Origin of the sequence: Paenibacillus chondroitinus NBRC 15376, assembly GCF_004000765.1 — a bacterium.
Classification (GTDB): domain Bacteria; phylum Bacillota; class Bacilli; order Paenibacillales; family NBRC-103111; genus Paenibacillus_E; species Paenibacillus_E chondroitinus.
This window is the reverse complement of the sequence record NZ_BILW01000036.1, coordinates 50078-64337: the sequence shown is the minus strand read 5'-3', so window position 1 is coordinate 64337 and position 14260 is coordinate 50078. Positions and strand designations below refer to the sequence as shown.

Sequence of the window (14260 nt, the reverse complement as noted above, 5' to 3'; positions counted from 1 at the left end):
TAACGAAAACGTACCGGCTGACAGTAACACGAAACGCAAACGACAGGGAAGACAAAGGCGCATCTCCTTACAGCTCCGCTCCTGGAGGCCCGATTTCAACACCTTCCGCTAAGCTAGGCACCAAAGTGTCGGAAGTAAACGGCAAAACGATCGTTACAGCTTCGGTAGATACACAGGCGCTTGAGGCGATCACCAAAGCACAAAGGAACGGACCTGTCACACTTGCGGTAGAGACACCGGACAGCATGGAGCAGGTGCAGGTCAACTTGACGCGATCCGCGCTCAATAAGCTGCTTGAAGTGCCATCGGTGAGGATTGATTCACAAATAGGAGGCCTCAAGCTTCCTGTAAAGCAGCTAATTTCAGAGCAATTCGCGACGCTTGAGGTTGCTATCAAGACAAATGCTTCCGCTTCGGCACAAGCCCAAGCTGCCGGACTCCAGGTCGTAACTTCGATGGATTTCTCCATGAAGGCAGTTCTGAACGATGGCCAATCCGTGGACATCCATGACTTCAATCAGTATGTGCCATATACGCTAAAAGTAGGGAATGGAACGCTTACTGAGCGTAACTTGGCTGCCGTCAGGGTTGTACAAGATGCCAATGGCAATGTCAGCTATGAGCCGGTTCCTTTTACCGTTCAAGCAGGGGAAGTTACGATTTATGGTCGTGGTAACGGCACGTTTATGCTGATCGAAAATCAGGTTTCGTTTGGGGATACAGCCACACACTGGGCGAAAAACGAAATTGAGCAAATGGCCAACAAATGGCTCGTCCAAGGCATTTCCAAAGAGGAATTCCGTCCGGATCAACCCGTTACCCGCGCAGAACTAGCAGCAATGATCGTACGGACACTGGGCATCAAGTCCTCGGGTGATGACGCCTCTTTTAAAGACATGAATACTAAAGAATGGTACAACAATGCTGTAAACGCCGCTGTGAAAGCAGGCATTATTACTGGCTACGAGGATGGGACGTTCCGTCCGGAACAAACGATTACCCGCCAGGAAATGGCGGTTATGATGAGTCGCGCTTTACTGGCAGCGGGGTATAATGAGCAGAAAGTTCAAGGGGAGGCGCCTTCCTATGAGGATCAAAAGCAAATTCAGCCATGGTCGCAAGAGGCGATTGATCACCTTGGCAAGTTAAAGCTAATGGAAGGCACAAGCTCATCTTCATTTGACCCCGATAAGGAAGCTACACGGGCACAAAGCGCTGTCATGCTGCTTCGGTTGCTGCAAATATTGACTTTTACAAATTAACGCAAAGTTAAATAAGCTATGACTGAAGGCTTCGAATGAGGTGCTTCCGTCATAGTTTTTTTATTTTATGGCAGTTATCCAGAAAAATCCAATGGTTAAAAAAGGGAATATCCTGGTTTTTGCAGAAGTTACAAGGGATAAGAATTTGAGTGGCTGTAGGTGTAGGAGGAGCTATGTTACTAGAGAAATTATTTCTGAACATCCTGATTGTCCTTGCTCCTGTTTTATTGCAGAGCGTTTTTGGCGAACGTTGGAGTTACGCAAAATCTCCCATTGTGATGGGGCTGTTGTATGGAATGGCATCCTCGCTTTGTCTGCTTTTTTCTTATGAAGATCTTAACTTATTTTGGGATTTGCGCTACGTTCCTATGGTCATCGCAACTGTGTACATGGGACGGAAAGCAGGCTTTATCAACTATGTGATGATCATTATGACGCGTACTTACCTTGGTGGCGATGCGCTTTTGTTTGGATATATTAGTATGACGATTGCGTTCATGATTCCCTTGCTTGCTTCGTTCAAAGTTAATGCTTTGACAGGGAACTCGCGGATTAAGGCTACTATTGTGGTTGCCCTGGGACCGCTGCTTGTCATGCTCATGATATTAATTTCGTATTCATTGTTTTCCGGCGAACCTCTGGATTATCGAATGATTCCCGCCATCACTGCATTCGGAATCCTCACGATTTTGGGAACTTGGTTCTCCACGATGCTGCTGGAACTGAATGAAGAACATGCGAAAATGAAAGCGGAAATCCAAAAAGCTGAAAAAATGAAAACCTTAGGTGAACTTGCTGCTTCTATCGCTCATGAGGTTCGTAATCCACTAACGGTTGTAAAAGGATTTCTCCAGCTCATGCGCCCAAGCGAACTAGGCAAAAATCAACAGTACCTGACCATTGCCTTGGAGGAGCTGGAGCGGGCCGAGACGATTATCAGTGATTATTTAAATTTCTCCAAACCTAAGCTAACGAAGTTGGAATCCTTTTCTTTCTCGGATGTGCTAACGAATATCCTGATCTTGCTAACACCGATGGCGATGAAAAATGGCGTAGAGCTTACTTGTCATGTCGACGAGCACATCTATATTCATTCCGATAGGGGGCAATTGCAGCAAGCGCTGGTGAATGTGATTAAAAACGCGATTGAAGCTACACAGGCGAATGGTGAAGTGAAGGTATGTTTGACGGGGATGGTTGGTGAAGTGCAGATCAGCATTTACGATAACGGCAGAGGAATGAGCAAAGATCAGCTGTCCCGCATCGGCCATCTTTTTTATTCCACGAAGGATGTAGGGACGGGACTTGGGACAGCTGTTACCATCCGAATCATCGAGACGATGAACGGCAAAATTGTTTATGAGAGTGAAGAAGGCGTAGGTACGACAGTAACAATTACCTTACCCCTGCAGCAAAATTAACGATTATCGATTTTTTCCGGATACATATCGTGGTTCATCAACCGGTGCTCGGCCATCGCTTCAAACTTCGTACCGGGCTGCCCCCAGTTGCAATACGGATCGATCGAAATGCCGCCGCGCGGAGTGAATTTTCCCCAAACCTCAATATAACGAGGCTCCATAAGCTTGATCAAATCATCCATGATAATGTTAACGCAGTCCTCGTGGAAATCGCCGTGGTTGCGGAAGCTGAACATGTACAGCTTAAGGGACTTGCTCTCTACCATTTTGATATTCGGAATATAGGAAATGTAGAGGGTTGCGAAATCCGGCTGTCCAGTGACGGGACAAAGGCTCGTGAACTCAGGGAAATTAAATTTGACGAAATAATCCCGGTTCGGATGTTTGTTATCGAATGCTTCCAGCACCGTCGGATCATAGTTGAACACATACTTCGTTCCTTGATTTCCGAGGAGGGTGATCTCTTTTAAATCTTCATTGCTTCTACCTGCAGACATGATGAATCCTCTTTTCATAGTTTTTTTACCACATAAGAATTTAAAAAGTTCCGTTGAGCTCAAATAGAACAAATTCTTATTGGCGATAAAAACAACCTCTGAACGCGGTCGCTCAGCTTCGAATGACTGCGATGGAAGTTTTTATCATAGAGGGAGTTTGCGAACCTCTTCTAGGAGCAAATAGTACCATAACTGCCGCAAAAATGCATCTCTGAGAGATTGGGATTTCGTGGAGAAATTGTCCGCACTTACAGATACCACTGAGGGGACAGGAATGGTAAAATAGATGGATATGCCTTTTATTATAGGATGGAGGTTCGTTAGCTTTGAAAGCCTATCAGGAATTGCTACAAGATATATTGGCAAACGGGACTAAAAAGGAAGACCGAACAGGGACGGGGACGTTGTCCGTATTTGGGAGGCAGATGCGTTTTGACCTTTCGGAGGGATTCCCCCTTGTAACGACGAAAAGAGTGCCATTTCGGTTAATCGCCAGTGAAATGCTCTGGTTTATTAAAGGAGATACGAATATTCGCTATCTGCTGCAGCATAACAATCATATTTGGAATGAATGGGCTTTTAAAAAGTGGGTTGAAAGCGCAGATTATACAGGACCCGATATGACGAATTTTGGGCTGCGCTCTCAGCAGGATGAAGCATTCAAGGTTCAGTATGACGAGCAAATGGCGAGTTTCGTAGATAAGGTACTGACTGACGAGGCATTTGCAAAGCAATACGGCGAGCTCGGAGATGTGTACGGCAAGCAGTGGAGAGACTGGACGACAACGCAGGGCGGAACGATCGATCAGCTCAAAGAGGTCATCCATATGATCAAAACGAACCCGGATTCCCGCAGACTTATCGTCTCCGCATGGAATCCTGAGGATGTACCGAGCATGGCGCTGCCGCCGTGTCATACGATGTTCCAGTTTTACGTGGCTGGTGGCAAGCTGAGCTGCCAGTTATATCAGCGCAGTGCCGACACGTTCCTGGGCGTTCCTTTTAACATTGCCGGCTACGCGCTGCTTACGCACCTAATCGCACAGGAGTGCGGACTAGGCGTAGGGGAGTTCGTCCATACCATTGGCGATGCTCATATTTACACGAATCATATTGATCAGATTCATACGCTTCTGAGCCGTGAACCGAAGGAATTGCCAACGCTGAAGCTGAATCAAAATGTGGCATCGCTGTTCGATTTCGATGTCAGCGACATCGAGTTGATCGGATACAATCCGCATCCAACGATTAAAGCGCCAGTAGCGGTATAGACGTGTTACGAAAGGAGGTTTGCACCAGCTATGAGTATTTCATTTATTTTTGCCATGGACCGCAACCGGGCCATTGGTGTGAACAATACATTACCTTGGCACTTGCCAGGTGATCTGAAATTTTTTAAATCTGTGACGATGGGTCATCCGATTCTAATGGGGCGCAAGACGTACGAATCCATCGGAAGGCCGCTGCCAGGCAGACGCAATGTGATTCTTACGCAGAATACGGAGTTTCGGGCGGAGGGCTGCGAGGTCATTCACTCCGTCGATGAAGCCGTTCAAGCGTTCAAAGATCAAGAGCTTTTCGTCATCGGCGGCGCGGAAATATTTCGTCTGTTCGCAGAAAAGGTTGATCGGATGTACATAACATTCATCGAGCACGAGTTTGAAGCGGACACGTACATGTCGGAGTTGGACTTGTCTGAGTGGACCTTGGTCTCAAGTGAACAAGGGGAACGGAACGAGAAAAATCCGTACGAGTATTACTTCCGGATTTATCAAAGAGCATAAGAAAGGCCTTGAGTTCAGCGTCAATCCTGACGGAGAACTCAAGGCCTTTTGTTATAGCCGGGTTAGCGGCGTTTTCTTGTGAACGAAACGATCAAGGATAATGCCCCAAGCACAACAGCTGCAATGGAAAGGTAGAGAGGTGTTTTGGAGCTGGAACTCCCGCTTTCAGCAGCAGCTTGGCCAGCAACGACGTTCCCATGGCTGTCCGTGACAGCGCCGGCTTTGGCCTTTACCGTCGTAACGGAAGCAGGCTTGTCTGAGCCGTCTGCGCCGACCCATTCCACGACGCTGCCGTCTTTGTAGGTTTGGTAAGCTTTCCAAACGATTTGAGTAGCAGCGTCCGCTACTTTACCCTGCATATTAAAATCGCCGAACTCCGTGCTCGCGAGTCCGTCTCCGCTTGCTTTCCAGGTAACGCCGGTAATTTTACCAGCGGAATCTTTGGCGACTTCGTATGTCCAGCCGGCTTTTGGCTCAAAACGGGAAACGGCAACGGAGTCCATCGGGAACTTCACTTCCACTTTTACGGTAGGAATATCTTTCTCGGATGGGACACGAACCGTAAACATCTCGTAGCTGCCTTGTGTAGCTTCTTTCGGATAAACCGTTACGTGAGCGCTGGCGACGCCAGCGATTAGCAGCATGGAACCGACCAGCAGGATACTTGCGTTTAACATCAATTTTTTAAACATGGAACATTTTCCCCTTTCGAATCAACTCTTCTCATGTTGTCCATGTTACCTGTTTGGTAAGCATCTGAGTATGACTCTAGTGGGCTATTTTTTCGACTAGTTTTGTCCTTTTCGTGTCAAGCCGTGCTTAATGGCGAATCCGGTTAGCTGCACCCGGTTCTCAAGCCCGAGCTTAACCAATATATTTTTCATATGATTTTTGACGGTATGCTCCGAAATAAGCAGTTTCTCAGCAATCTGCCGATTGTTGTCTCCCTGGGCGACATAGGCGGTGATTTCCTGCTCCCGAGAGGTTAGCATGCTCGGTGTTGGACCTTCCGCCAAATTCCCAACCGGTGCGCGAAACCGTTGGAAAAGCTTGTCTGCCATCCCCCGGGCGGCATCGGAATTGTCGTCGAGTAGGGCACGAAGATAGGTGAGCCACTCATCAGGGTCCATATTTTTGAGCAAATAGCCCTGGGCTCCGAACTGCAGGGCCGTGAAGAGGTCGGCCACATCGTCGGAAACCGTCAGCATGACGATTCGGATCGTCCCATAGGCTTGTTTGATGCGCCGTGTCGCTTCAAGTCCATCCATAGGAGACATATGAATATCCATCAATACCACATCGGGCGCGACTTCACCACACTGCACAATCGCAGCTTCACCGCTGCTGGCTTCCCCTACAATTTCAAAGTCGGCCACAGGCTCCAGCATGCTGCGGATCGCTTTTCGCGCCAAGGGATGATCATCTACAATAAGTACACGGAAGGGTTGTGTGGATGTCAAAATCAGTTCCTCCTATCTGCGGCTTGCACAGTGAGTTCGGTTCCGGTTGTGTCTCCGCTTCCTGTTCCTGCTTGTGCTTCGCCGGTACCTCTTGCCTTAAATTCGAAGGTGGCGCCTAAATCAGACGCCCGTTTCTGCATCAACTCAATGCCATATTTCTTGCCTGCTGCTTCAGTATGCCGAAGTCCACGGCCATTATCCGTAATATGCAGCTTCCAGGCATCCGGATGAGCTTCCAACAAGATTGCCGCTTCTGTTGCCATGGAGTGTTTGCGAATGTTCGTAAAGGCCTCCTGGATGATGCCGAAAAGCTGTACCTCCTCTGCGGGAGTGAAGCTGTTCTCCTCAATTTCCAGCTCCTCCTGCAGCTCGATGCCCGTCACCATCCGCCAGTCGTGCAGAAACTTATGGATACGCTGCTCAAGGCCGGTTCCTTCTTCAGGCGGCGTGCGAAGATTGAAAATCGCCTGCCGGAGCGAGTTGTCGATTTCCGATACGGCGGCTTTGGCTTCCTCCAAATCACCTTGCTTTAACTTGACGTTGAGGAAAAAAAGCGTCTGAGCCAAGTCGTCATGCAGCTCTCTGGCGAGACGTTCCCGCTCTTCGTAGACGGCTCTGCGGGCTTCGCCCATGGTAAGCTGCTCATTGCTGCGTTCAATGCTTTGAAACATCCACGAAGCGAAGAGGTACGAGAGCAGCAGCGTAATAACGGTAATGGAGAAGTTGCCGGCTTCCATTGTTAAGTAATTTAATAGGAATTCGTGGCGTATATATTCAAAGCCGCCGATGATGACCACAGGTACGAAAATGGTAAAAAGTTTAAAAAGACGAAGAGACATCAGATCGTTTACACTCCTTACATAGCTCATTATTTTGGAACGGATACTATTATATCAAATAAATGTTAGAGATCTTCACAATAAATTAGGCAAAATGCTATTCAAGTCACGCACACGTGTGCTACATTGTAAATAAATCGTAGCACGAATGGAAAGGTTGTGTGTATACCACATGTGGAAATCATTGCTGGAGCAGCGGAAAAGCTGGGGCGGATACATAGGCTTTATCTTGCTTCTCCATATATTAGGCCTTATTGGCCTTTATTCGGTGGCCAAAACGTCTCCTGCTTTTTGGGGGATCGGACTGCTTGCCTATACGCTGGGTATGCGGCATGCCTTTGACGTCGATCATATCGCGGCCATTGACAATACCGTGCGCAAGCTTGTTCAACAGAAACGCAACCCCTTAGGCGTCGGTTTTTATTTCTCGCTAGGTCATTCTTCGGTCGTTTTCCTCATGTCGATTGTGACCGCTTTTTCGGTGACATGGGCGGAGCGTGAGCTTCCATGGATGCAGCGTTTCGGAGGCGTTATCGGCGCTTCGGTATCCGGGCTTTTTCTAGTTATCATTGGTGTCATTAACTTGATTATTCTAATAAGCTTATATAAGCTATTCGTCAAATTTCGCGGCGGCAAGCAGGATGACAATGAGTTTGAAGAGCTGTTGGAATCCCGGGGCTTCATTGCCCGCATGATCAAACCGTTGTTCTCTTTCATCAGCAAAAGCTGGCATGTGTATCCGCTAGGTTTTCTCTTTGGTCTGGGCTTCGATACGGCTAGTGAAATTGCGCTGTTAGCCATTTCCGCCCATGCGGCCAAAGATGCCATTCCGTTCATCGGCGTCATCTCACTTCCGCTGCTATTTGCAGCAGGCATGAGTTTATTTGACACAGCTGACGGGATGTTCATGACTAAGGCCTACAAATGGGCTTTCCACACGCCCGTGCGCAAGCTTTATTACAATTTGACTGTAACCGCTCTAGCCGTCATCGCCGCTTTAATTATCGGTGTCATTGAGTTGGGGCAGGTGCTCTCGGAAGAATTCGGCATGGAAGGCACCTTCTGGACTTGGCTGCAGGATATTGATTTCGGCACCTTGGGCTTCATCCTCGTCGCCCTGTTCGTCATTGCGTGGATCGTCTCCATTGCAGTGTGGAAAGGGATGAAAATCGAGGAGCGCTGGCGTGCTAAAGTATAGTTCTAAAGTTTGAAAATAAGTAATTATGACTAGCCTCGGATCATATTCCGGGGCTCTTTTGTTGTCATGGTGAACAATGGAATATGAATATTTTCTAAAGGTTATCATAGAAAGAAGGATTTTGACGAATTTCGTTGAATTAATTTGGTCTGATCTTTGATACCATTTAAAGAAAGTAGGACTTATATGATTGAGTTTAAACATATTTCCAAGGTGTATCCTAACGGAACTGTGGGTCTGAACGACATTAATTTGACGATTAACCCGGGAGAGTTTATTGTGATCGTTGGCCTCTCAGGCGCAGGGAAATCTACTTTATTGCGTTCAATCAATCGCTTGCATGAGACGACAGACGGAGAAATTCTGATAGATGGCAAATCGATCACAAAAGCAAATGGTTCGGAATTACGCCGGATGCGCAGAGATATCGGGATGATCTTCCAAACCTTCAATCTCGTTAAGCGTTCCACGGTTCTTCGCAACGTATTATCTGGTCGCGTAGGTTATCACTCCACATTACGTACTATCCTTGGTTTGTTCCCTAAACATGATATCGAGCTTTCCCTGAAAGCACTGGAAAGAGTGAATATTCGGGAGAAGGCCTATTCACGCGCTGATGAATTGTCCGGTGGTCAGCAACAGCGTGTTTCCATCGCGAGGGCGCTTGCCCAAGAAGCCAAAATCATTTTGGCGGATGAACCTGTTGCCTCCTTGGATCCTTTAACTACAAGACAGGTTATGGATGATCTGAAACGCATTAACACGGAACTGGGTATCACAACGGTTGTTAACCTGCACTTTATTGATCTTGCGCGTGAATACGCAACGCGGATTATCGGCCTTCGTGCAGGTAAAGTCGTATATGACGGACCCGTTGCTGAAGCGACAGACGAGGTATTCTCCGAAATTTATGGCCGTGCCATTAAGAAAGATGAGCTGTTGGGGGTGCAGGAGGGATGAGTGTGACGTCTGTCAAAAGACCTCCTCGAACGAAGATTTATCTCACAGCCATCATCATGATCTTGTTCCTGATCGGAAGCATCTATCAGACGGACGCGACACTCTCGAAGCTGGTTACCGGAACACCGGAAATCCTCAAATTCATTGGGGAAATGTTTCCGCCGGATTGGGCGTTTTTCGCTGATATTTGGAAGCCGATGGCACAAACCATCCAAATGTCCATTATTGGTACAACTGTTGGAGCTATTTTCGCTTACCCAATGGCGCTTCTTGCAGCACGTAACGTAACAACGACGCCATGGCTTTTTTATCCGGCCAGGCTGATCATGAACTTGCTTCGCACGATTCCGGACCTGCTGTACGCTGCACTGTTCGCGGTGTTGGTAGGCTTTGGCCCCACAGCAGGTACGCTCGCGCTGATTTTCTTCACGTTCGGTATTTTGTCCAAGCTTGCATATGAATCGACGGAAGCGATTGATCCAGGCCCTCTGGAAGCGATGACAGCCGTTGGTGCCAATAAACTGAAGCTGATTCGTTTCGGCGTTCTGCCACAGGTCGCACCTACGTATCTCGCTCATTTCCTGTATACGTTTGAAGTCAGTATCCGCGCCTCCGCGATCCTAGGTTTGGTAGGAGCCGGCGGTATCGGTTTGCTGCTCAAAAACACGCTGGATCTGTTCCGTTACGATCAGTCCTGTGCGATTGTCATTTATACGTTGATCGTTGTTGTCATTATTGATTTGGTAAGTACCCGGTTCCGTTCCTACCTGCTGAAGGGCAGCGCAAAGCCAATGTCAGAATCTCGTGCGCGCACTTACAAAATTGTAGGATGGGTCGCGGTTATCGCTTTATTCATCTGGTCGTTGACAGGTCTGGAGTTAACAGGCTTTCAACCAACAACTTGGATTTTGACGAAAGCCATGATTACCGGTTTGTTTCATCCGGATTGGGCGTATGTCTATATTCCGGAAGGCGAAGATTTACTTCGTTCTTTGCTTGAAACGTTATCGATTTCCTACTTGGGGAACTTCGTTTCGGCGATTGTCTGTTTGCCGTTTGCCTTCTGGGCTGCAGCGAATATGAGCCGTTTCCGCGCCGTCTCGGGAACAGGGAAATTGTTCTTGAGTATTGTTCGTACGATTCCTGAAATTATTATGGCTTTGATCTTTATCAAAGCTGTAGGACCTAATGCGTATGCCGGGGTAATGGCCTTAGGATTGCACTCCGTAGGGATGCTCGGGAAGCTGTATGCCGAAGCCATTGAAAATATGGATATGGGGCCTACAGAGGCGATGAACGCCGTTGGCGCTAATATTTGGCAGCGGATGGCCTTTGCCGTCATTCCACAAGTCATTCCTGATTTCATCTCGTATACGCTATATCGTTTCGAGATCAACGTTCGTTCCGCAACCTTGCTTGGAGTCATTGGTGCCGGAGGGATCGGTACGCCGCTTATTTTCGCGCTGAATGCAAGGCAGTGGCCGCGCGTAGGGATCATCCTGATCGGGATAATCATTACCGTCTCAATTATTGACTACATTTCAGGATCGCTTCGTAAACGCATCGTATAAAGCAACAGACGCCGCATCAGCGGCGTCTGTTTTGTTATGCACGTTGTATGATGTATGTCTGTTACACTTGACTTGAAAGCCTCTCGCGGGTTACTAAACGAAGAGAACTGCGGCTAAGTTTTGATAATCCGGCTGAGCTGTTTGTCGGTTCCAGGACTTCAATCTGTTCGATTAGCTCCAGGGGAATCATGATGTTTCTTATTTTCAACAGTTGGAAGGCTGAATAGTAATGCGTAATAACTCCTCTAATTTCGTCGTTGCCGCACCGGATGGAGACTTCATTTTTACTGCTAATAAGCTTTTCGAACATTCCATTTTCACCCCACTATGATATATGACAAGTTCAAGTAAACGTTTGTCATGCAAAAGTAAAAAAAAATTTACCGGACGTGCCACATCCATAGTATGCAAGCGTGGAAATACGTAGAATTGAAAAAAAAAGAGGCTATCCCTCCGTCAATGGATGACTTTGGGACAGCCTCTTGATTTAGATCGGCTTATTTCAAGCCCATTTCTTTGTTCGCATCACGAACGATGTTGAAATCTTCATCTTTCGCTACAACATAACCTTTATGTGTGTAAACATCAAAAATGATTTTTTGGCCTTCTGGATCCGTACCAAGTGCTAGGAAAGCGTCTTGGATTTTCTTTTTCCATGCTGCATCCATATCGGAGCGAACAGCAATGGTATCGTTAGGGATTTTATCGGAGAAAGCAAGAACTTTCGTTTGTTTGAAAATGTCTGGGTAATCTTTGATCATGTTCGTACGAATGTCTTGGAATACGCCGACAGCATCAACTTGACCGTTAAGAAGCGCGATAACCGCTTTGTCATGTCCTTGGAATTGTACGCCTGTTACGTCTTTCACTGGATCAACGCCAGCTTTTTTCAACAATAGACCTGGGTAAACGTAACCAGCTGCGGAAGTAACACCTTGCCAGCCCATTTTTTTGCCTTTCAAGTCAGTTACAGATTTAATAGGGGAATCTGCTTTCACAAGGATTTCGGATTTGTAGAAATTCACGAGATCTTTTGTTGGTTGGCCTGTTGCATCGTCAACGCCGAAACGTGTCGCTTGGGCAAGCAGATCAGCCGCTTTGCGGTTATCATGGGCAACAACATAGTTGCTCGGAGGCAGGAAGCCAACGTCAACTTGTTTGGAAGCCATAGCTTCGATTACAACGTTGTAGTCAGTTGAAACGGATACTTTAACCGGGATACCCAGCTTGTCCCCAAGAAGTTTTTCAAGTGGTTTGGCTTTCGCTTCAAGCGTCTCCGCATTTTGGGAAGGAACGAATTGTACTTTAAGTTCTTTTGGAACAAAACCCGTTGCTGCAGCTGGACTAGCGGAAGCTGCTGCTGCCGGAGAAGCACTCGCTGCTGCACCTGCTGAAGCGGATGGAGCCGGTGTTTCTTTCTTTGCGCAGCCAGCAAGCAGACCTGTGGCAACAACCATCATGGAAAGGGTAATCACTGTTAATTTTTTCATTACTTTTTTGACCTCCGTTTAAATTTATTTGCTATTTATCTAAGATGTAATATAACATTAACATAAGGGATATGGAAGATAGTGTGAAGTATTTGTTAAACTGCCAATTGTTATGTACGTATTTACAAAATAAAAAGTTGTGGAGTGGGGAACTTGACTCAACCTGGTAAGGTGCAGAAAAGTATAGTAACCATACTGGAAACAAGCGATTTACATGGCAATATGCTGCCTTTGCATTACGCGAATAACTTGCCCAACGATGTGGGTTTAGCCAAAATAGCGGCATTGGTAGCAGGTGAACGGAAGAAGGAAGCCAATGTGATCGTCATCGACAACGGGGATCTCATTCAAGGCACTCCGCTGGCCTACCATCATGCCAGATTGGATAACGAGCCGATGGATCCGATGGTGATCGGACTCAACTATATCGGCTATGATGCTGCTGTAATCGGGAATCATGAGTTTAATTATGGTCTTGATGTACTTGGCAAAGCGGTCAAGGAATCCGAGTTCCCGTGGCTGTGCGCAAGCATTGTAGACGCAAGCGGAGAGCCGTTCTTAGGCAAACCTTATATCATCAAGGAACTTCCTGAAGGTGTTCGCATCGGTATTTTGGGATTAACGACACCGTATATTCCAAATTGGGAAAACCCTGCACACATCGCCGGTTTGCAGTTTGTGGATGCTGTAGAAGCAGCTCACAAGTGGGTGAGAGTGCTTAAGGAAGAAGAGCGAGCGGATGTTGTAGTCGTCTCTTATCATGGCGGCTTTGAAAGACATTTGGAGACAGGGGAACCAACGGAACCTTTGACAGGTGAAAATCAGGGCTATCAGCTTTGTATGGAAGTTGAAGGGGTGGATGTGCTTCTGACCGGGCACCAGCACCGGAGCATTGCAGGGCAAAGCATCAATGGCGTCCTTGTTGTGCAACCGGGAACGGCTGGCGTTACGCTTGGGAAAGTGAAGCTGGAGCTTTCATTGGTGGAAGGCAAATGGCAGATCGATACCAAGACATCCGAGCTGCTCTCCGTAACGGGTGTTGAAGCAGACCAGAAGCTTTTGAAGCTTGTAGATACCCATGAAGCGAAAACGCAAGAGTGGCTGGATCAACCGATCGGCAAGCTCACGGGCGATATGCTCGTGAAAGATCCCATGCAGACCCGCTTGAAAGACAGCGCACTGATCGAATTCATCAATCGGGTACAGATGGAGCTGTCCGGAGCGCCCATTTCGAATACGGCATTGTTTGATAACGTATCGCCGGGTTTTCCTTCCGATATTACGATGAGGGACATCGTATCCAATTACATTTACCCGAATACGTTGAAAGTGATTCGGATTTCCGGACAAGACATCAAGGACGCCTTGGAACAGTCCGCGGAATATTTCGAACTGTCACCTGGCGGCGAAGTTCAGGTCAGCAGCAAGTTTAGAGAGCCGAAGCCACAGCATTACAATTATGATATGTGGGAAGGCATTACGTATAAATTGAACATCTCCCGCCCAATTGGAGAACGTGTCGTACAGCTCGATTATGACGGGCAGCCGCTGGACCTTGAGGCATCCTACGATGTAGTGATGAATAATTACAGGGCAGCCGGCGGAGGCAACTACGCCATGTTCCAGGATAAGCCCGTAATTAAAGATATTCCGACGGATGTTGCGGAGCTTCTTGCCGGGTATATTATGGAGCGAGGTACGATTGAAGCCAGCGTGAATGGGAATTGGGAAGTCATTTGGGATACAGAGTAGCAATGAAAAAGGCGGTGCAGGGTTAT

At 47.4% G+C, this 14260-nt stretch carries 14 protein-coding genes; 8 read left to right on the top strand and 6 right to left on the bottom strand.

Annotated features, from left to right (window positions below):
• Together PCH02S_RS27755 and PCH02S_RS27750 are read left to right on the top strand one after the other, a co-directional pair.
• The coding region (locus tag PCH02S_RS27755) for an S-layer homology domain-containing protein (protein ID WP_164819765.1) at positions 1 to 1262 on the top strand (1262 nt) is incomplete at its 5' end.
• 173 nt (positions 1263 to 1435) lie between these two features.
• Entirely contained in the window at positions 1436 to 2683 is a 1248-nt protein-coding gene (locus PCH02S_RS27750; protein ID WP_127457348.1) for a sensor histidine kinase, read from the top strand.
• Here PCH02S_RS27750 and queF read toward each other — a convergent pair.
• Positions 2680 to 3180 carry a preQ(1) synthase gene (gene queF, locus PCH02S_RS27745; RefSeq protein ID WP_127457347.1) on the bottom strand — a complete coding sequence of 167 codons (501 nt, stop codon included), beginning with the start codon at positions 3178 to 3180 and terminating at the stop codon, positions 2680 to 2682. The two genes, PCH02S_RS27750 and queF, sit on opposite strands and share 4 nt — an antisense overlap.
• Before the next feature lie 326 nt (positions 3181 to 3506).
• On the opposite strand from queF, the gene PCH02S_RS27740 reads away from it, so the two are divergent.
• Positions 3507 to 4451, top strand: coding sequence for a thymidylate synthase (locus tag PCH02S_RS27740; RefSeq protein WP_127457346.1), 945 nt, complete (start codon positions 3507 to 3509; stop codon positions 4449 to 4451).
• Positions 4452 to 4481: 30 nt separating this feature from the next.
• The gene (locus PCH02S_RS27735) at positions 4482 to 4964 is read left to right on the top strand and encodes a dihydrofolate reductase (protein ID WP_127457345.1); all 483 of its coding nucleotides are present in this window, start codon (positions 4482 to 4484) and stop codon (positions 4962 to 4964) included.
• Between the two features lie 62 nt (positions 4965 to 5026).
• Here the strand turns inward: PCH02S_RS27735 and PCH02S_RS27730 are convergent, their stop codons facing one another.
• The 3 genes from PCH02S_RS27730 to PCH02S_RS27720 all read right to left on the bottom strand — a co-directional run bounded on the left by PCH02S_RS27730 (position 5027) and on the right by PCH02S_RS27720 (position 7263).
• The gene (locus PCH02S_RS27730) at positions 5027 to 5656 is read right to left on the bottom strand and encodes a YcnI family copper-binding membrane protein (RefSeq protein WP_127457344.1); all 630 of its coding nucleotides are present in this window, start codon (positions 5654 to 5656) and stop codon (positions 5027 to 5029) included.
• A gap of 96 nt (positions 5657 to 5752) precedes the next feature.
• Complete coding sequence (locus PCH02S_RS27725) at positions 5753 to 6424, bottom strand: response regulator (protein WP_268597372.1); 672 nt, start codon at positions 6422 to 6424, stop codon at positions 5753 to 5755.
• Between the two features lie 2 nt (positions 6425 to 6426).
• Entirely contained in the window at positions 6427 to 7263 is an 837-nt protein-coding gene (locus PCH02S_RS27720; RefSeq protein WP_127457343.1) for a sensor histidine kinase, read from the bottom strand.
• Positions 7264 to 7435: 172 nt separating this feature from the next.
• Here PCH02S_RS27720 and PCH02S_RS27715 point away from each other — a divergent pair, with 172 nt between their 5' ends.
• From PCH02S_RS27715 to phnE, 3 genes are all read left to right on the top strand, one after another.
• A complete protein-coding gene (locus PCH02S_RS27715) occupies positions 7436 to 8461 on the top strand; it encodes a HoxN/HupN/NixA family nickel/cobalt transporter (RefSeq protein WP_246069278.1) in 1026 nt (341 codons plus the stop codon).
• A 186-nt stretch (positions 8462 to 8647) separates the two neighbouring features.
• Positions 8648 to 9421, top strand: a complete 774-nt coding sequence (gene phnC, locus PCH02S_RS27710; protein ID WP_127457341.1) for a phosphonate ABC transporter ATP-binding protein — start codon at positions 8648 to 8650, stop codon at positions 9419 to 9421.
• Positions 9418 to 10992, top strand: coding sequence for a phosphonate ABC transporter, permease protein PhnE (gene phnE / locus PCH02S_RS36775; RefSeq protein ID WP_127457340.1), 1575 nt, complete (start codon positions 9418 to 9420; stop codon positions 10990 to 10992). The genes phnC and phnE overlap by 4 nt, the downstream gene beginning before the upstream one ends.
• A 61-nt stretch (positions 10993 to 11053) precedes the next feature.
• Here phnE and PCH02S_RS27700 read toward each other — a convergent pair whose 3' ends face one another.
• Both PCH02S_RS27700 and PCH02S_RS27695 read right to left on the bottom strand, forming a co-directional pair.
• Positions 11054 to 11302, bottom strand: a complete 249-nt coding sequence (locus tag PCH02S_RS27700; RefSeq protein ID WP_127457339.1) for a hypothetical protein — start codon at positions 11300 to 11302, stop codon at positions 11054 to 11056.
• Positions 11303 to 11489: 187 nt separating this feature from the next.
• The gene (locus PCH02S_RS27695) at positions 11490 to 12482 is read right to left on the bottom strand and encodes a phosphate/phosphite/phosphonate ABC transporter substrate-binding protein (RefSeq protein WP_127457338.1); all 993 of its coding nucleotides are present in this window, start codon (positions 12480 to 12482) and stop codon (positions 11490 to 11492) included.
• 153 nt (positions 12483 to 12635) lie between these two features.
• Here PCH02S_RS27695 and PCH02S_RS27690 point away from each other — a divergent pair, with 153 nt between their 5' ends.
• On the top strand, positions 12636 to 14234 hold the full coding sequence (locus PCH02S_RS27690) for a bifunctional metallophosphatase/5'-nucleotidase (RefSeq protein WP_127457337.1): 1599 nt from the start codon (positions 12636 to 12638) through the stop codon (positions 14232 to 14234).
• Positions 14235 to 14260: the final 26 nt, after the last annotated feature.

Coding starts and splice junctions, on each gene's coding strand:
- phnE (WP_127457340.1), top strand. CDS start 9,418: ATGAGTGTGACGTCTGTCAAAAGACCTCCTCGAACGAAGATTTATCTC.
- PCH02S_RS27720 (WP_127457343.1), bottom strand. CDS start 7,263: ATGTCTCTTCGTCTTTTTAAACTTTTTACCATTTTCGTACCTGTGGTC.
- queF (WP_127457347.1), bottom strand. CDS start 3,180: ATGTCTGCAGGTAGAAGCAATGAAGATTTAAAAGAGATCACCCTCCTC.
- PCH02S_RS27730 (WP_127457344.1), bottom strand. CDS start 5,656: ATGTTTAAAAAATTGATGTTAAACGCAAGTATCCTGCTGGTCGGTTCC.
- PCH02S_RS27735 (WP_127457345.1), top strand. CDS start 4,482: ATGAGTATTTCATTTATTTTTGCCATGGACCGCAACCGGGCCATTGGT.
- PCH02S_RS27695 (WP_127457338.1), bottom strand. CDS start 12,482: ATGAAAAAATTAACAGTGATTACCCTTTCCATGATGGTTGTTGCCACA.
- phnC (WP_127457341.1), top strand. CDS start 8,648: ATGATTGAGTTTAAACATATTTCCAAGGTGTATCCTAACGGAACTGTG.
- PCH02S_RS27750 (WP_127457348.1), top strand. CDS start 1,436: ATGTTACTAGAGAAATTATTTCTGAACATCCTGATTGTCCTTGCTCCT.
- PCH02S_RS27715 (WP_246069278.1), top strand. CDS start 7,436: ATGTGGAAATCATTGCTGGAGCAGCGGAAAAGCTGGGGCGGATACATA.
- PCH02S_RS27700 (WP_127457339.1), bottom strand. CDS start 11,302: ATGTTCGAAAAGCTTATTAGCAGTAAAAATGAAGTCTCCATCCGGTGC.